The organism is Sphingobacterium sp. BIGb0165 (assembly GCF_024810095.1).
GTDB lineage: Bacteria > Bacteroidota > Bacteroidia > Sphingobacteriales > Sphingobacteriaceae > Sphingobacterium > Sphingobacterium detergens.
The window spans coordinates 74,576-93,444 of record NZ_JANUEB010000003.1 but is presented as its reverse complement, the minus strand read 5'-3'; the positions used below and the strand labels follow the sequence as shown (position 1 = coordinate 93,444).

At 38.8% G+C, this 18,869-nt stretch carries 15 protein-coding genes and 1 other RNA gene; 8 read left to right on the top strand and 8 right to left on the bottom strand.

Going from position 1 to position 18,869, the window contains the following annotated elements; genetic code table 11:
- Nucleotides 1-82: 82 nt before the first annotated feature.
- Both M2408_RS06990 and rnpB read right to left on the bottom strand, forming a co-directional pair.
- On the bottom strand, nt 83-1,474 hold the full coding sequence (locus M2408_RS06990) for a sigma-54 dependent transcriptional regulator (protein ID WP_259180383.1): 1,392 nt from the start codon (nt 1,472-1,474) through the stop codon (nt 83-85).
- Nucleotides 1,475-1,539: 65 nt separating this feature from the next.
- Nucleotides 1,540-1,919, bottom strand: an RNA gene (gene rnpB / locus M2408_RS06985) — RNase P RNA component class A.
- A gap of 158 nt (nt 1,920-2,077) precedes the next feature.
- Here rnpB and M2408_RS06980 point away from each other — a divergent pair.
- On the top strand, nt 2,078-3,121 hold the full coding sequence (locus tag M2408_RS06980; protein WP_259180382.1) for a YafY family protein: 1,044 nt from the start codon (nt 2,078-2,080) through the stop codon (nt 3,119-3,121).
- Between the two features lie 207 nt (nt 3,122-3,328).
- Here M2408_RS06980 and M2408_RS06975 read toward each other — a convergent pair whose 3' ends face one another.
- From M2408_RS06975 to argS, 3 genes are read right to left on the bottom strand one after another with little or no spacing between them, the layout of a single operon-like run.
- Nucleotides 3,329-4,516 carry an NAD(P)/FAD-dependent oxidoreductase gene (locus M2408_RS06975; protein ID WP_259181126.1) on the bottom strand — a complete coding sequence of 396 codons (1,188 nt, stop codon included), beginning with the start codon at nt 4,514-4,516 and terminating at the stop codon, nt 3,329-3,331.
- A 15-nt stretch (nt 4,517-4,531) separates the two neighbouring features.
- On the bottom strand, nt 4,532-5,608 hold the full coding sequence (locus M2408_RS06970) for an oxidoreductase (RefSeq protein WP_259180381.1): 1,077 nt from the start codon (nt 5,606-5,608) through the stop codon (nt 4,532-4,534).
- Between the two features lie 4 nt (nt 5,609-5,612).
- The gene (argS, locus tag M2408_RS06965) at nt 5,613-7,397 is read right to left on the bottom strand and encodes an arginine--tRNA ligase (RefSeq protein WP_259180380.1); all 1,785 of its coding nucleotides are present in this window, start codon (nt 7,395-7,397) and stop codon (nt 5,613-5,615) included.
- Nucleotides 7,398-7,505: 108 nt separating this feature from the next.
- Between argS and M2408_RS06960 the strand changes: the two genes are divergently transcribed.
- Nucleotides 7,506-8,897, top strand: coding sequence for an arginine decarboxylase (locus tag M2408_RS06960; RefSeq protein WP_120260639.1), 1,392 nt, complete (start codon nt 7,506-7,508; stop codon nt 8,895-8,897).
- Between the two features lie 509 nt (nt 8,898-9,406).
- Here the strand turns inward: M2408_RS06960 and M2408_RS06955 are convergent.
- Entirely contained in the window at nt 9,407-9,913 is a 507-nt protein-coding gene (locus M2408_RS06955; protein WP_259180379.1) for a thioredoxin family protein, read from the bottom strand.
- 359 nt (nt 9,914-10,272) lie between these two features.
- Between M2408_RS06955 and M2408_RS06950 the strand changes: the two genes are divergently transcribed.
- The 3 genes from M2408_RS06950 to M2408_RS06940 are packed head-to-tail and all read left to right on the top strand — an operon-like array spanning nt 10,273 to nt 14,121.
- Nucleotides 10,273-11,850 carry a glycerol-3-phosphate dehydrogenase/oxidase gene (locus M2408_RS06950; protein WP_259180378.1) on the top strand — a complete coding sequence of 526 codons (1,578 nt, stop codon included), beginning with the start codon at nt 10,273-10,275 and terminating at the stop codon, nt 11,848-11,850.
- A 27-nt stretch (nt 11,851-11,877) separates the two neighbouring features.
- Nucleotides 11,878-13,377 carry a glycerol kinase GlpK gene (gene glpK / locus M2408_RS06945; protein WP_259180377.1) on the top strand — a complete coding sequence of 500 codons (1,500 nt, stop codon included), beginning with the start codon at nt 11,878-11,880 and terminating at the stop codon, nt 13,375-13,377.
- 9 nt (nt 13,378-13,386) lie between these two features.
- The gene (locus tag M2408_RS06940; RefSeq protein ID WP_259180376.1) at nt 13,387-14,121 is read left to right on the top strand and encodes an MIP/aquaporin family protein; all 735 of its coding nucleotides are present in this window, start codon (nt 13,387-13,389) and stop codon (nt 14,119-14,121) included.
- Between the two features lie 33 nt (nt 14,122-14,154).
- Here M2408_RS06940 and M2408_RS06935 read toward each other — a convergent pair whose 3' ends face one another.
- Together M2408_RS06935 and M2408_RS06930 are read right to left on the bottom strand one after the other, a co-directional pair.
- A complete protein-coding gene (locus M2408_RS06935) occupies nt 14,155-15,114 on the bottom strand; it encodes a GNAT family N-acetyltransferase (protein WP_259180375.1) in 960 nt (319 codons plus the stop codon).
- Between the two features lie 5 nt (nt 15,115-15,119).
- Entirely contained in the window at nt 15,120-15,953 is an 834-nt protein-coding gene (locus M2408_RS06930; protein WP_259180374.1) for a 1-acyl-sn-glycerol-3-phosphate acyltransferase, read from the bottom strand.
- Between the two features lie 245 nt (nt 15,954-16,198).
- Between M2408_RS06930 and M2408_RS06925 the strand changes: the two genes are divergently transcribed.
- From M2408_RS06925 to M2408_RS06915, 3 genes are all read left to right on the top strand, one after another.
- Entirely contained in the window at nt 16,199-16,861 is a 663-nt protein-coding gene (locus M2408_RS06925) for a CBS domain-containing protein (RefSeq protein ID WP_259180373.1), read from the top strand.
- Nucleotides 16,862-16,912: 51 nt separating this feature from the next.
- Nucleotides 16,913-17,797: an NAD kinase gene (locus M2408_RS06920; protein ID WP_259180372.1), complete on the top strand. Its 885-nt coding sequence runs from the start codon at nt 16,913-16,915 to the stop codon at nt 17,795-17,797.
- A gap of 226 nt (nt 17,798-18,023) precedes the next feature.
- Nucleotides 18,024-18,761: an isoprenyl transferase gene (locus tag M2408_RS06915; RefSeq protein ID WP_120260630.1), complete on the top strand. Its 738-nt coding sequence runs from the start codon at nt 18,024-18,026 to the stop codon at nt 18,759-18,761.
- The last annotated feature ends 108 nt before the right edge of the window (nt 18,762-18,869 follow it).

The following is an 18,869-nucleotide window of genomic DNA, read 5'->3' as shown; positions in this document are numbered from 1 at the left end:
AGTGTTTCTTCAATTGAATACAAGGAAACTATTACAAAGGTTATAAAAAACAAGGGCTTCTTTTGGAAGCCCTTGTTTTTTGCTAGTCTCTTTTGAGACCAAATTTTTCAATCTTACTATAGAGATGACTCCGTTGTATATCCAGATCATCTGCGGTCTTGGAAACATTCCAGTTATTTTTCTCCAATTTATATTTTATAAATTCTTTTTCCGCATGATCCTTATAATCTTGGAATGAATCAAACGAATCCATATCTAGTCCGTAATTCACCGTTCCCTTTTCTTGGGCAATTCCATTGACCGGTTCATGTGAAGGATTAGCAAATGCGACAACATCCTTATCGGTAATAGATTTATCACTCAAAATAATAAGCCGTTCAATCATATTACGCAATTCACGAATATTTCCTGTCCATGGAAGATGGCTTAATTCTCTCATCGCTGCATTTGTGATTTCCTTCACTGGAATACCATATTCCATACATATTTCTTCACAAAAGTTTGTTGAAAGCAATGGAATATCATCAACACGGTCTATCAGCGCTGGCACATGGATTAAAATCACCGAGAGGCGATGATATAAGTCCATTCTAAAATTGCCGTCTTCAATTTCCTTTAACAAATCTTTATTGGTCGCAGCTACAACACGTACATTGACATCAATCTCTTTGTCACCACCAACTCTGGTTATTTTATGTTCCTGTAAAGCACGCAACACTTTGGCCTGAGCGGAAAGGCTCATATCACCTATCTCGTCCAAAAACAATGTCCCGCCACTCGCCTGTTCAAATTTACCGATACGTTGTTTAATTGCCGAAGTAAAGGATCCTTTTTCATGTCCAAACAATTCTGATTCGATCAATTCCGAGGGAATGGCAGCACAGTTTACTTCAATCAACGGCGCTTGTGAACGATTTGATTTCTCATGCAACCAACGAGCCACAAGTTCTTTACCTGAACCATTTGCACCAGTAATCAGTACTCTCGCTTCTGTTGGAGCAACACGATCTATCGTCTCTTTGATACGTTTAATTGCACCCGACTCCCCTAATATATCTTTGGTCTTTGAGCTGCTGACCTTACGTTTTAATACTTTGGTTTCAGTGACAAGAGAACTTTTATCCAACGCATTCCGAACCGTAATGAGCAATCTGTTTAGATCCAGTGGTTTTTCCAAAAAGTCAAAAGCTCCTTTTTTTGCTGCCTCAACCGCGGTTTCAATCGTTCCATGACCAGAGATCATTATAAAAGGAATATCTGGACTACTCTGATGTGCCTCAGATAACACTTCCATCCCGTCCATATTATTCATCTTGATATCACACAGAACCAAGTTGACCTTTTCTTTTTTTAAGATCTCCAATCCATCACGACCATTGTCAACATCTAAAATCGTATAATCTTCGTATTCTAAGATATCACGCAAAGAGCTTCTGATGGCGCGTTCATCGTCAATGATTAAAATTGTACTCATAAATTCAGCGTTATGCTATTTTCAATTACGGAAATCAATATAAGGTTTTTTTAGCAATTAGCGAAAAAGAAGCAAACCTTGTAAGCCGGGTTCTGTAGACCACCGAAGTGGAATTTCTATCATTTATCTAGATTTGCCATCGCTGACAAACTCAATCAACCTACCCATTACGAATTCCAATAAATTGAAAGAAGACGAGCAGCCTTCGGATTTCGCAACCTATTTGGTCTTTCAACACACGAGGTTTACCGTAATATATGTTACCATACAAGACCGTAAGCTCTTACCTTACGTTTTCACCCTTACTCCGAAAAGCGGTATATTTTCTGTGGCACTTTCTGTCTGCTATTTAAAATAACATCCTTCCCGTTAGGAAGCGTGTCGCTCTATGTTGCCCGGACTTTCCTCTCCTCCCAAAAAGAGCAGCGATAGAACCAGTTTGCTTCTGCGCAAAAGTAGCGATTTTACTTGGATAAACAGCCAATTTCTTTACAATTTCAACAAAGCTGGGCATAAGGCTTTACGCATTACAAAAATTACGCAATACTCTTGCGTAGATAACATAAAGTTTTGTATTTTCATCTAAACTTGCTTCAACAAAACATGGCATTAAACAAACTCGCACTGATCCGTTACAAAACAATAGATAACTGTCTTCGGTTAAGACATCGTAAGTGGACTTTAGAAGACTTAATGGAAAAGGTTTCTGATGCTCTTTATGAATTTGAAGGCATCAAAAATGGCATTAGTAAACGCACTGTTCAAGGCGATATACAGTTGATGCGGAGTAATAAATTAGGTTATAATGCGCCTATTGTTGTCACTCATCGTAAGTTTTATACTTACGAAGACCCAAATTATAGTATAAGCAACTCGCCTATTTCAGTCGGCGATATGCAAAAAATGAAGGAAGCTGTAGAGGTCTTAAAACATGTCAGTGGCTTTTCGAGTTTTGATGAAATGAGCGATATTGTCGCACGACTTGAGGATAGTATTCATACTAAAAAAGACAATCAACCTTCCATTATCCAAATGGAGAGCAATAATCTTTTGAAAGGCTTATCGTTTATTAGCCAGCTCCATCAGGCCATTCGCGAAAAAACACCTCTTCTGATAGGCTATCAATCTTTTAAAGCCCTACAAAAACAAGATCTGGTATTCTCCCCCTACCTATTAAAAGAATACCGTAACCGTTGGTTTCTCATTGGGCACCACAGAAAAAGCGAGGGATTAATGACACTTGCTTTAGATCGGATCGAAACAATAGAGGAAATGGGAAAAAATTCGTATAAAGAATATACAGGGATAGATTTTGAACGTTACTTTTCCGACACGATCGGTGTCTCAAAAACGCATAAAGATCGTGGCCATCGTGTTATTCTGGAAATAAATGCAAGAAATGCTCCTTATGTAGAAACCAAACCGATCCATCCTTCTCAGCAGATTCTAGATAAAAAAGACGACGGCTCCCTTTTAATTCGTATTGATGTTGTCCTGAACTTTGAACTGGAGCGGGAAATTTTAGGATTTGGTGAAGCGATCAAGGTGATTGCTCCACGCAATTTACAAAGTCGGATAAGGCAACGTTTGGTTGCAGCAGCTCAATTATATCCTGATCGGTCGGAAAAGTCAACTGATACTGCATAGAATCACTGAGCTTCTAACCGTCTTTCGTAAAAGTCTGGATTTAATTATATCGAGCTTCTGATCGATCCTCAGTTCAACTTCAAAACATTTTTCGGTAAAACCAGAGATTGACCTGAAACTTATAGGCTATATTGTTAGTAAACAGGTAATCACTGTATTTTTAAAACACCGCTGCACTGCAACCAACTGATATCGGATTGATGGACTCTAAATAGCTTGCGCAATCGCATAACCACTTGCCCAAGCCCATTGGAAATTATATCCGCCAAGCCAGCCCGTCACATCGACAGTCTCACCTCCAAAATAAAGGCCGGATATTTTCTTGGATTCTAATGTTTTGCCCTGCAGTTCCGCCGTAGCAACACCCCCACGCATCACCTCGGCTTTATCATAGCCCTTATCACCTGCGGGCTTGACCTTAAAACGATGAACCGTATCTACAATCGACTTAGCGTCGGCTTTGCTCAAAGATGCTATTTTGATATCCAATACGAGGAATTTGCCAAGCGCATCCACCAATTTTCGACTAAAATAGTCATTCAGCAATTGTGAGACCAATCGCTTCCCACCCTGCTGCCGCTCTTCCTTGATCAGCTGTTCCAGATTAAAATTTGGGAGCAAGTCTATTGTGATCTCCTGTCCTGGTTTCCAATAGCTTGATATTTGAAGAATTGCTGGACCGCTCAACCCCCAGTGCGTAAACAATATATTCTCTTCGAAAGACATATTGGCTGTGGAGACTTTCGAAAATACCGAATTGCCGGCTAGGGAAGTATACCAATCCGCATCTTTACCAGTAATTGTCAATGGTACCAGTGCTGGAGCGGTTTTCACAATTTCTAGTTCAAACTGCTTTGCAACACGTAATCCAAAATCAGAAGCGCCTAGTTTTTGAACCGGCAGTCCTCCTGAGGCAATCACCAGTTTCTTAGTTTCATACTGATACTCTCCTTTTGAGTTCTCTACCTGAACGATAAATCCATTGGCGCTCTTTTCCACGGATTTCACAAGCGTATTGAGCGCAATATCCTGTTCAGTTTCATAAAGAATTTTCGAAAATATCGCAACGATATCTTTGGCTTTATTGGTTTCGGGAAACAGCTGTCCTAAGGTCTTTTCCTGTCCTTTAATACCGTATGCTTCGAAAAAATCGATGGTATCCTCGACGGTCCATTGCTTAAATATCCCGTGCAAAAAATCTGGATTTTCAGAGATAAAATTAGCAATTGTAGTTCCGGTATTTGTGTAATTGCATCTTCCACCACCTGAAATCAAGATCTTTGCCCCTACCTTATCATTACGCTCCAATAGCAACGTTTTCTTTCCCAGCAATCCTGCTTGTGCTGCGCACATTAAACCACAGGCACCACCACCAATGATAATAGCATCGTATATATCCACAGTCTTATATTAATAAGCAATCAATTGATCTTCAGTTGAAATGACGCGTCGTTCTGATTGACTCTGATAGCCAAGCTCGATGATACGAATCACATCTCGAGCCTGATCCGGTGAAGCGATTAAGGTAGCTTGACCTAAAATAGTATCCGCAACATTTTGATAAAAATCGGGATATGAACCACGTTCTGACGCAATAATTTCCTCTACATCTCTGCCATCTTCGACAATGTTTAGTTTACCATAAATACTTGGATCCTCTTCACCCCAATTTGGGTCTTCATCAGGGAACTTACCATCACGCAATAATGCCTCCTGGGGGTCAACGCCATTTTTCACAAAATTGCCATTCATACCAAAAAGGCGATATCGTGGGGTCGGTTCTTTCGCAAGCATTGACCCTTTTAGCGATACTCTCAGGTTATCGTAATACAAGATACAGTCAAAATTGTCAATGGTCTTTGCATGATCACGTTGTACGGCAAGATCTGCAAATACAGCATTCGGCTTTCCAAATAACTGCAAAGCCTGATCGATCAGATGTGGGCCTAAATCGTAAAATATACCCGATCCAGGTAGATTTTCCTCACGCCAGGCATTTGGTCGCAAATAATTCCGGAAACGATCAAATCTCGATTCCAGATTTACAATCCTACCCAATCGTCCCCCCTTTATGATTTTTACGAGTGTACGGAAATCCGAAGTAAATCTCAAATTATGATAAGGAGCAAGCACCAAATTCTTTTCTTTCGCTAAGGCGATCAACTCATCTGCCTGTTCTACCGTATTTGTAAACGGTTTTTCAACAACGACATGTTTTCCTGCCTCCAAAGCACGTTTTGCCATTGGATAATGCATATCGTTAGAAGTCGCTACCACGACCAGCTCGATCGTATCATCAGCAAAAATTTCATCAGCAGACAAAGCGATTTCAGCTTGCGGAAAGCGCTCTTTCAATAATGCCTGTTGCTCAGCCTTACGCGCAGTAACCTTTACAAGTTCAAATGCCGCAATCGAGCGCATGACAGGAGCATGAAAAACCTGTCCTGAAATACCAAAGCCTATAAGGCCAACACGAATCTTCCTCATATCGTTACATTCTTTCTGGCACACATATACCCAACAAACCCATTCCTTTGGCGATAACTTTCGCTGCAGCAGCAGACAGATGTAATCTAAAATTCTTTACATCATTGGCTTCGGCTTTTAATATGCTCTCTTCGTGATAAAATTTATTATATAACTTGGCAACCTCATAAATGTAATTTGCCAATTGCGCCGGACTAAATTCCTGTGCAGACGCTTCAATAGTTTCAGGAAATGCTCCCAACTGCTGAATCAAATCACGTTCATAAGGCGAAATGGATGTCAGTACCGAAACAGGGTTATTGGCATCAAATTCAGCTTTACTCAAAACAGACTTAATACGCGCATGTGTGTATTGGATAAAAGGCCCAGTATGGCCCTGAAAATCTACAGATTCGCTTGGATCAAACAATAGACGTTTCTTTGGATCTACTTTCAATAAAAAGTACTTCAATGCTCCCATCCCTATGGTATTATAAAGTGCAGCCTTGGCGTCTTCAGCTAGACCTTCGGTTTTCCCCAGTTCTTCTGTACGCTCCTGTGCTGTTTTAAGCATTTCGTCCATTAAATCATCAGCATCCACCACTGTTCCTTCACGTGATTTCATTTTACCCGAAGGTAAGTCAACCATGCCATAAGATAAGTGGAACAAACCGTCAGCCCATGATTTACCCAACTTTTTGAGGATCAAAAACAAAACCTTGAAATGGTAATCTTGCTCATTACCGACAACGTAAATAGATTCACTCATTTTGAACTCATCATATTTAAGCTGCGCAGTACCTAAATCTTGTGTAATATAAACTGAAGTACCATCGCCACGGAGTACCAATTTTTGGTCCAGTCCTTCATCAGTCAGATCTATCCAAACGGAGTTGTCTTCTTTCTTAAAGAAAACACCGTTGTCCAGTCCTTCCTGAATAATATCTTTACCTAAAAGATAGGTATCGGATTCGTAATAATATTTATCAAAGTCTACGCCCAATTGCTTATAGGTTTTTTCAAAACCAGCGTAGACCCAGCTGTTCATCGTTTTCCAAAGCGTAATAACCTCTTCGTCTCCTGCCTCCCATTTCTGAAGCATAGACTGAGCCTCTTTCATCAGTGGAGCATTCTTTTTTGCTTCGTCTTCCGACTGCCCTTCGGCTTTCAATGTTTCAATTTCTTTCTTATATTCCTTATCGAAGACTACATAGTATTTCCCTACAAGGTGGTCACCTTTCATTCCAGTAGATTCAGGCGTCTCTCCTGCACCAAATTTCTGCCAAGCCAACATGGATTTACAAATATGTATACCACGATCGTTCACCAAATTTGCCTTGATGACTTCGTAACCATAAGCTTTCAAGATTTCAGCAACGGAATAACCTAACAGATTATTTCGGATATGCCCCAAATGCAATGGTTTATTGGTATTTGGCGAAGAATATTCAACCATCAATTTCTTTCCATTCGCTGGGAAAACACCAAAATCTTTGGCAACAATCGTTTCGTTCAACAAGGAAACCCAATAGTCGTCGGAAAGCACAATATTCAAAAAGCCTTTTATCACATTGAAGTCTGATATTTCAGTAATATGCTGTTGCAAATAGGTACCGATCTCTTTACCTGTCTGCTCTGGAGACGATTTCGAAAAGCGAGTTACGGGAAAAGTTACGATTGTAATTTGCCCTTCAAACTCCTTTCGAGTCGCCTGTAAAGCAATTTGATGTTCTAAAATATCTGCATTGTAAAGCGCTTTAACAGCCTGTACAGTGACTTCAACAAGTCGCCTTTGAATAGAATTTGCCATTTAATGATTTTGTAAATTTTACAACTTCCTGATAGTGAACTGGAAATAAATAACATTCCTTATTTAGGTATTCACCATTAAAGTATATCTTTGCAAAAATAATAAAAAATGCAGAGCTATCAGGAATTTCTTGACTTAAGTGTTGGTTTTCCGCAAGACGGATTCGAAATCATCGACGACGAATTGTATTTCCACGATTTGAATTTAATGGAAATGATAGAAACGTACGGTACGCCGTTACGTTTTACTTATTTGCCTATCGTCAGCAAAAAAATTCAACAAGCGAAAATCTTGTTTCAGACCGCTATTCTGAAGCATAACTATCGTGGATCTTACAAATACTGTTATTGCACCAAATCTTCCCATTTCAAGCACATCGTAGAAGAAGCCTTGAAAAATGACATCCACCTTGAAACTTCGTCTGCATTTGACATGCCGATGATTGATTCACTGGAGAGACAAGGTACCGTGACAAAAGACATCACAGTCATATGTAATGGATTTAAAACCTATCAGTACAAACAGTATATTGTTGATATGATCCATGATGGATATAAAAATATTATACCGGTACTGGACAACAAAGAAGAATTCAACCTCTATGATGATGAGATTGAATTGGATGAACCTTGTGCTCTGGGTATTCGCATAGCTTCGGAGGAACAACCAGATTCCCAATTTTATACATCACGACTGGGTATTCGTCAAGAAGATGTTGTAGAATTCTATAACAACAAAATAGCGGACAACCCCAACTTCAAAGTAAAACTACTTCACTTCTTTATCAATTCAGGGATATCAGACACGCCATATTACTGGAATGAGCTGGAAAAATATGTTACCCTCTATTGTAAATTCAAAAAGATAAATCCTGATTTAGATACGTTGGATATCGGTGGTGGAATGCCTTTTAAAGATTCATTAGTACACGACTTTGATTATGAATACATGGTCAACGAAATCGTCAATCGGATTAAACAGATCTGTGCACACCACGAAGTAATGGAACCAGATATCATTACAGAATTTGGCAAATACACTGTTGCTGAAGCATCGGGCATCCTATACAAAGTACTTGGACGTAAGCAACAAAATGACCGCGAGCGCTGGTTTATGATTGATGGATCTTTTATTACAAACCTACCTGACGTTTGGGCATTGAACCAAAAATATATTCTATTACCAATCAACAACTGGGATTCGGAATACGAACGTGTCAATTTGGGTGGAATTACTTGTGATGGCCAAGATTATTACAATCAGGAAGCACATATGAACTCTGTTTTTATGCCTAAAACACGTAAAGTACAATATTTAGGATTCTTCCATACTGGAGCTTACCAAGATGTATTGAGTGGATACGGCGGAATTCATCATTGCCTACTTCCTTCACCTAAACATGTATTGGTGCGTAGAAATAGAGATGAGACTTTCAACTACGAAGTATTTGGAGAGGAACAAAATTCCAAACAAGTCATGAAGCTACTGGGTTATCAATAAGATATTCCACCTAAAAAAATGATGCTATAAATATTAACGTATCTTTTTAGAAACAAGATATGCTAATCAATCATAGAGAGAAAGGTCTCGATCTTAGGATCGAGACCTTTTCTTTTAAGTAACTCCCCGCTTTTTCCAATCATTTGCAATCTAAACTCCCCTTGTGAATCAACGAAACTGACAGCACGTAACCTCCTAACAAGTTATCATTTAATAGGGACTTTATTCGGACTTAATAGGGACCTCATTCGGACCTCATTCGGATAAAACCGTGTAAAGTTCGTTTTAGCTCCGCATAATATCATGATCAAACCCATATCAATAATGAAGCTTTTCTCCTGCTGCCCCCGTCCAGAGACAACGCTAAACACCGGATGTAGTACAGTAATATATCTTTTATGTCAGTTTGCCACAAAATAAAGCAGGCCCCTTATTTAGAGGCCTGCTCGCGGTGTATTTTCCGTTATGTTATTGTGATTTTCCCAAAGAAATTCAGCTGTGGTTCTTTTTTATTTCGCCACCCAAGTATTAAAGAATTTCAGAACCTTTTCCTCATCGTAGCTTTTTCCTTTCTCCAGACTACCGCTTTCCTGTACATGAAGTGTCTTTCCATTCTTATCCAATATAATAAAAAATGGATAACCTAATTTACTACCTTCAGGTGCATACTTTTGAAAAACCGCCTCATTCTTATTTTCTTTTGAATAATTCAAATGATAATAAAGAAAACGACGCTTCAGTAAATCATCAACACGGGCAGTCTTATGAATGTAATCGTTAAAACGCAGGCACCATACACACCAATTCCCCCCAGCTTGAATAACGATATTCTTTTTTTCCTTCTTAGCCAATTGCAGCAGGCCATCGATATCTTTTTGTGCGTCTGCTTCTGGGTTATAAGGCTTTGAAAGCTCATCCTGAGTTTTTGAAACTTCCTGAGCGGCTACACTAGAATGTACGAATTGGCTTCCCAAAAATACGCCGATTCCAAAAAACAATAATTTAATCCTTCTCATTATCCAACAAATTATTTATATGATTTAAAATTACAAAATCATTTTCCCAAACCAAAACATAAGCCTATTATAATGGTTAAACAGTATATAGTTCTTTGCTACAAAACAACAAAGAATATACAACAAGGCCATAGAAATGATGTTATCTCAAATTATTTTAAAAACATCAAAAAAGTGATGACGAATTATTAAAAAAAACATAAATAACAAAACAAAACAAAACAAAAACAAACATATGTTATTTTTGTATTTTTTTTATAAAATTCCTTTAAAAATCCATAAATATACTATAACTTAGTATAAATGGGTTACATCGACAAATAAAAGAGACAGTAACTTAAGACCAAAAACGAAACAAAATGAAACAAGAAGAATTCAAAAGGTCAAAATTAATAGAAAGAGTAAAAGACACAAGTGAGTGGGATGTTATTGTCATAGGAGGCGGAGCAAGTGGCTTGGGTGTTGCATTGGATGCATTGAGCAGAGGATTCAAAACAATATTATTGGAACAGGTTGATTTTGCGAAAGGCACCTCGAGCAAAGCGACAAAACTCGTTCATGGAGGTGTCCGCTATCTCGCTCAAGGCGATATATCTCTTGTTAGGGAAGCACTTCATGAGCGAGGGCTCCTACAGCAAAACGCTCCACATTTAGTTAAAAATCAATCTTTCGTGATCCCTAATTACAGCTGGTTTGACGGCCCCTTCTATACAATCGGTATGAAAATATATGATTTCTTAGCCGGCAAATTGAGCTTAGGAAAATCTACACATATCAACAAGGAGGAAACACAACGAAGAATCAGTACAGTCAGAACAAAGGGACTCTATGGTGGTGTTGTCTATCAGGATGGTCAATTTGATGACTCAAGACTCGCTGTCAATGTAGCGCAGACCTGTATTCAAATGGGCGGCGTAGCACTTAATTATATGCGGGTAACTAATCTAACCAAAAACGGCGCCGGCAAAGTTAACGGTGTTATCGCGCAAGATACTGATACCGGTGAAGTTTTCACGATTCAGGGTAAAGCCATTATCAATGCAACAGGAATCTTTGTTGATGATATCCTCAAAATGGATAAGCCCGAAGCAAAACAAATGGTGAGACCGAGTCAGGGTGTACACCTTGTTTTTGATAAATCTTTTCTTCCGGGGGATGACGCAATCATGATCCCAAAAACAGATGATGGTCGCGTTCTTTTTCTTGTCCCTTGGCACAATCGCGTCATCGCAGGAACTACCGATACGCCCATTGACGAACATAGCCTGGAACCGATAGCACTAGAGAAAGAGATCGAATTTATCTTAAAAACTGCTGGACGTTACCTCACTAAACAACCAACCCGTCAGGATGCACTAGCTGTATTTGCTGGTCTTCGACCGTTGGCCGCTCCAACGGGAAATTCCAACAAAACCAAAGAAATCTCCCGAAGTCATAAAGTAATTGTCAGCGACTCAAATTTACTAACTTTGACTGGAGGTAAATGGACTACCTTTCGCCGAATGGGACAAGACACCGTTGATAAAGCAATTAAAATTGGCTGTTTACCCAAAAAAGAAAGTACCTCGGCAACACAAAAAATCTATAGCGCTATTCCTACCACTGATAGAAGTAACCACATGTATATTTATGGCTCCGACCAGGAGGCAATCCATGCGCTTGCACAAGAAAATCCGGTATGGGATGAAAAATTAGTTGAACACCTGGAATTTAAAAAAGCAGAGGTACTATGGGCCGTGCGCAACGAACTCGCACAGACCGTGGAAGATGTACTTTCTCGTCGTGTACGCATCCTATTTCTTGATGCAAAAGCAGCAATTACCGCCGCTCCGGAAGTCGCCAGAATACTCGCTCAAGAATTAGGTAAAGACGAAAACTGGCAAAAAAATCAGGTAGAAAATTTCGGAAAAGTTGCAAAAAATTATATCTTAAACTAATAGAAAATAACCAGCAGTAATCAAATTATGGAACAACAATACATCTTGGCGATGGATCAGGGTACAACAAGCTCCAGAGCCATTATTTTTGATAAGGACAGAAATATCGTTTCTATTGCGCAAAAAGAATTTACACAAATCTTTCCACAACCAGGATGGGTGGAACATGACCCACATGAAATCTGGTCCACGCAAGCAGGTGTCACTGCCGAAGCCACAACGAAAGCCGGACTGAATGGCAAAAATATCGCTGCCATCGGGATAACCAATCAACGGGAAACGATTGTTGTCTGGGAAAAAGAAAGCGGTAGACCAATCTATAATGCTATTGTATGGCAAGATAAGCGCACAGCAGATTACTGTGATGAGCTCCGTAAATCTGGTAAACATGAAATGATACAGAAAAAAACGGGACTCATCCTTGACCCCTATTTTTCAGCAACAAAAATAAAGTGGATTCTTGATCATGTGGACGGAGCGAGAGAAAAAGCAAAAAACGGAGAGCTGATCTGTGGCACCATTGACACTTGGCTCGTATGGAATCTGACGCGTGGGGATGTCCACATTACGGATGTTACCAATGCCTCCCGTACACTTTTATTCAATATACACACGATGGATTGGGATACGGAGCTTCTTGAATTATTCGACATTCCGGTTTCCATGTTACCCGAAGTTAAGGAAAGCAGCGAAATATATGGCGAGTCGAGAACAACGATTTTTGCCCATAAAGTCAGAATTGCAGGGATTGCAGGAGATCAGCAAGCAGCTCTTTTTGGTCAGCAATGCATAGAAAAAGGAATGGTAAAAAACACCTACGGTACAGGATGTTTTATGTTAATGAATATTGGCGATAAACCAATCATGTCCAAAAACAACTTATTGACAACCGTAGCCTGGAAGATCAATGGAAAAACTGAGTACGCATTAGAGGGAAGTATATTTATTGGTGGTGCATTGGTCCAATGGTTACGGGACAACCTTAATATTATCTATAAATCTGCAGATATTGAGCAATTGGCACTTTCCGAAAAAGACAATGGCGGAGTGACATTTATCCCAACTTTCGCTGGACTGGGGGCGCCCTACTGGAATGCAAGAGCACAAGGTACTATATTTGGCTTAACACGTGCAACGACAAATGGACATATTGCCAGAGCGTCGCTAGAGGCAATTTCACTCCAAACAAGGGATGTTTTACAGGCAATGGAAGCTGATAGTGGAATACCGATCAAGGAACTACGTGTGGACGGTGGAGCAACAGCAAACAACCTTTTAATGCAGATCCAAGCGAATGTATTGGGCAGTAATGTTATCAGACCCAAAATTACTGAAACAACAGCATTAGGAGCAGCCTACTTAGCGGGACTGGCTGTCGGCTTCTGGAAAAATGAAGATGAGCTTTCAAAATTTTGGGCACAGGACCGTCTCTTTGAACCCGAAAAAGAACAAGAAGAACAGACCCAGAAAATTATTAAACAATGGACCAAAGGCGTTAAAGCATTACAATTCTGGACAGAAAACTAACCAATACTTATGAACCATTATTTAGCTGAATTTATCGGAACCACGCTCCTCCTACTCCTTGGGAACGGTGTTGTTGCAAATGTCATATTAAAAGGAACAAAAGGGGAAAATAGCGGTTGGATTGTCATTACAACCGCATGGGCCTTGGCCGTATATGTTGGAGTAGTCTTTGCAGGACCTTATACGGGCGCTCACCTTAATCCAGCGGTAACAATTGCGATGGCACTTAACAACGCGCTCCCCTGGACAGAAGTTCCTGGTTATATTCTCGCCCAAATTGCAGGTGGATTTTGTGGGGCATTATTAACTTACATTATACACAAAGATCATTTTGACGCTACAGCCGATCCGACAACAAAATTAGGTGTTTTCGCGACCATCCCAAATATTCGAAACACGTCAACAAATCTAGCCAGTGAAATCATTGGAACTTTCGTCTTAATTTTTGTTATCTTCTTTATAACAGGTCAAGATGTTATGATCAATGGAAAGACTGAACCTATCGGGATGGGATCTCTAGGCGCTATACCGGTTGCTTTTTTAGTTTGGGCTATTGGCTTGTCACTGGGTGGCACAACGGGCTATGCGATTAATCCCGCTAGGGATCTTGGGCCACGATTATTTCATGCACTCTGGCCAATTAAAGGAAAGGGAAGTTCTGACTGGTCATACGCCTGGATCCCTATTATTGGACCGGTCATTGGCGCGATCTTAGCATTTGCAGTCTATACTTTAATAAAATAATAAAGGGATTCAATATTGAATCCCTTTATTATTTTATACTCGTTTTGGTTTTCGATGACCATATTCACGATCTCGCTCAAAAGTATTCATATGCCTTTCTTTTTTCACGGGATAAACATCTTCAATAACAATAAGAATCCCCTTTTCTTCAACAGTACCGAACTCATCATTTCGAGCTGTACCAAAAGACTTCATCGTTGGGGACAGGTTCATGTAAGTATTTATTAACGGCGGAATATTTTCCCCCAATGCTCTTACGTGACTGTTTAATATTTTATATCCTTCTTTATAATCTAACCCATCAAAAATACCAACAAAACGATCATAGTCATTTTTGATTTCCAAATCAGGCAATGGAGTTACCAACTTATCCTGATCAGGAAAATAGTAGTCCATGAAGTAAAGCAACATGTCCCGTGCATCCTTATTATAATGTGGATACATTGTCACTTTCCCAAAAAGGTACTTAATTTCAGGATTAAGCATCACCAAAGCGCCCAAACCATCCCATAAGTTATCTAAGGAAAAGATGCCTTTTCTATTGTCAATTGCTGGTTGATATCTAGGCTGAACAAAAGACCGTCCGAGTTCAATGGTATACGGCAAATAATCTTTCGTAAACTGATCTGAGAACTGAAAATAATGGGCCGTAGATAAATTAGGAATACCATTTGTTTCTCCGGCTGCTGTACATTTAATCACACGATAACCTGCAACGACTTCCTCATCTTCAGGATTCCATGCGATCAATTGATCATAACAATCATCACATGTATCATTTTCATCAATATCGATTGAAAGCCCTGTACCTCCCCCTGCGCCACGGAATGTCAACTCTCGTAACCGTCCAATTTCGCGCATAGCATTGGGCGAGTTATGATAGTTGATTAAGTATATCTCGTTATTTCCATTGTTGGTATAGCGTAAGAAAACGTCCTTGTTCAATTCGGCTTTCAATAGTTCTCTATCAACTGGAGGTATAATTTCTTGCATAAATTCTATTTTTCTTGAGCTAATCCATAAACCCTTCTTTTCACTTCTTCAGCCCAAGTCTTTTCGTTTTTTGATTGATCAAACGCTGTATAAGGGATTCTCTTTCCTACTATAATGTTAACGGTGTGCCCGCGCTGGGCAAACATTTCATCGGGTAAATATAGCATTTCAATGTTTACCTTAAGACCTATTTTTTGTCTAAGCCTTGCAAAATTATAAAAAAACTTAGAGTTTTTGCCGTCAATCAGTACCGGAATGATATCTTTTTTATATTTTTTCGCTTTGCTAATAAAACTTTTTTTCCATTCCAGGTCTTCAATACGCCCATCTTTCTGCTTTCTGGATACCAAACCCGCTGGAAATACAAGCAAAGCATCATCCGCACCGTACGCTTCCTCTATTGCCGATATAGCCAGTTTCCCCTGACCACCTAGTTTATTCACACCTACAAATAAAGGCCTCAAATTACCTATATTTAATAAGATATCATTAACCAAAAATTTCACATCCCGACGGTTCTTTCCTATCGCATGCATAAACGCAATACCATCTAAACCTCCCAAAGGATGATTGGATGCAAAAATTACAGGATCAGACTCAGGAATATTTTCTGCGCCATATAAATTCACAGTCACGCCCAAATCATTGATCAACGCATCAACAAAATCCAGGCCCTGCAAATCAGCAAAACGTGTCATAATATCATTGATCTCATCCTCATGGATGGTTCTTTTAAGATAGTTCAACAGAAAGGACGGAATCCACTTTGCTAATCCTGCATTTTTTTTGTGAATAACCTCGCGTATATCAATAAATTTTTTATTCTCACTCGTAACCATCAATCTTATTTTTCTGACTAAAAAACTAGTTGCCTCCCCATCTAAGCATATCTCAAATAGCGGACAAAAATACTAACAGAATGCTAATAAAAGTACAATTTTAAACATTAAAATTGTACTTATTTGCAATAATGTGATTACTTACTTTTAATTTATTCACCAAACACAAAAAAGTCCCCACCCTCTTAAAGATTCCTATCTACAAAAATTTCCCTTTCACATCATTTTTTTTATTAAGTTTGGGTATGTTAATAGGACAATTTCTTTCAAACGCAGATTTCAGCATTCAAAAAGCTGATTCAATACAGCAGGCATTAGAAAAGCTACAAGACATGCTTTGTAAAGAATTGGTTGTTTTAAATGGGGATGAATATATTGGATTCGTCAACGAGTCTATTTTATTGGATGCCGACAATGACGAAGCTCCGATCTCCTCCATTAAAATTAACACAGCACCAATACAGCTTAGATTTAACCAACATCCCTATGATGCATTGGTCATGACAACCGTATATAATAGTTCCTTAGTCCCTATTTTGGATCAAGATAACAAATATATTGGCGTTTCTACACAATTGGATATTTTAAAGGCAATTTCATTAATCCAATCTCAAAATGAATCTGGGGCTATTATCGTATTGTCAATTGGATTGCATGACTTTTCATTATCTCAGATTGCACATTTGGTAGAGAGTGATAACTGTAGAATCCTCAATTGTGCTACAAAAATAAATCTCGAAAGTGACTCGATTGAAGTCACCTTGAAGGTAGACAAATCCAATATCAACGCGCTACTTAATTCATTCTTAAGGCATAATTATATAATTATAGAGACACACAATACTGTTGCAGCATTTGATGATACCGCCGATCGTTATCAGCAGCTTATGAATTACATCAATATTTAATTAATTAAGATTAGTTTTTTTCTCATCTTTGCCCCATAAATTCAAAAAAATATGAGAATTGCGATATATGGACGAGAGTTTCAACCCTCCGTTATAGCACATGTGAAGCACTTATTTAAATATCTCGTTGGTAAAAACGTTGATATTTGGGTTTATGATCCTTTTTATAAGTTCTTGACAACGCAGTTTGAATGTGGTTTTAGTTTTCCTACTTATCATAAGTATGAGCAAATTAAAGACAATGTTGATCTCATGCTAAGTTTAGGTGGTGATGGAACAATGTTGTCAGCAGTATCGCTCATTAGAGACTCTGGTATTCCCATTGCAGGAATTAATTTTGGCCGTTTAGGCTTTTTGGCTTCCATTAATAAAAATGACTTTGAACATGCCATAGACGATATTTTAAACAATCGTTATGATATCCAAAAACGTGTTCTCCTGTCGGTGGAGTCTGAACAGATCAATTTGTTCCAAGGTAATCATTATGCCCTTAACGATATTACTGTATTTCGTTATGATAGCTCAGCAATGATCACAGTCAATGCACGGATTAATGGTGAACTACTCAATTCCTATTGGGCAGATGGATTGATTATCGCCACTCCTACCGGTTCCACAGCGTACTCGCTGAGCTGCGGAGGTCCGATCATTATGCCTGAAAGTGGGAATTTTGTCATTACACCGATTTCACCACATAACCTTAACGTCAGACCGATCGTTATTTCAAATCAATTCACACTGGAACTTGAAATCGAGAGCCGAAGCAATCAATATATACTCAGTTGTGACTCAAAAAATGAGTCTATCGATACTTCAGTAAAATTGACAATCAAACAAGCTCCATTTACGATTAATCTAATTCGGCTTCCGCACGAAAGCTTTTTTAGCACATTAAGAGAAAAACTGCTTTGGGGTATCGATGTCAGAAACTACTAATCTTTATCATATTGTACTTCTGAATTCCCAATTAAAAATCGATATTTGAAAGAAATTGATACAGATAAGGCACCGATAATAAGGTTTCAAAAATAATGATCAAACGGATTGACCTTGAGAGGTAAAACTTCGTTTGGAGGTAATATACAGAAAGCCAGTATCTGGTTTTAACACACAAATAAGCTGTAAAACGCTAAAGGTGTTAATTTTATTGAAAATAGCAACAATGAGCTTTTTAGATCAAATTGATAACATTAAATTACCCCAACATATTGCCATTATCATGGATGGTAATGGTCGTTGGGCAAAGCAAAAAGGCAAACTTCGTGTATTTGGACACCAAAATGGCGTGAAAGCAGTAAGAGAGGCTTTAGAAGGATGTGTTAAGGCTAACATTAAATTTCTAACCCTCTATGCATTCTCAGCCGAAAATTGGAATCGCCCAAAACTGGAAGTAATCGCGCTGATGGAGCTTTTAGTCTCCTCTTTAAAAAAGGAAATCAAGACATTTCAAGAAAATGGTGTCAGATTAAACGCTATCGGAGATATTAGCAAGCTTCCATCAAATGCACAAAAAAAGCTTCAGGAAACCATTGATGCTACCAAAGATAATACACACTGTACCCTAACCCTAGCGCTAAGCTATAGTTCCCGTCAAGAAATTGTGGAAGCAACCCGAAATCTGGCTAAAAAAGTTAAAGCAGGAGAATTGAGCATAGAAGAGATCAACGATGACATTTTCTCCGCCAATCTCTACACCCGAGACCTGCCAGATCCAGATTTATTGATCAGAACTAGTGGAGAACTTCGGATTAGTAATTTCCTTCTTTGGCAAATTGCTTATTCTGAACTATGCTTCCTAGACAAGATGTGGCCAGAGTTTACAAAAGAAGATTTATATAAATCAATCGTAGAATATCAGCAACGAGAAAGAAGGTTTGGAAAAACAAGTGAGCAGTTATAAATGATTTTATTAAATTTGTCAACTGATTTGAATAAAAAACAAGCTGGTTAAAATTTTCTTAATTAACAAAAATTAACAACTGATTGGTGTACTTTAGCGCCAATAATT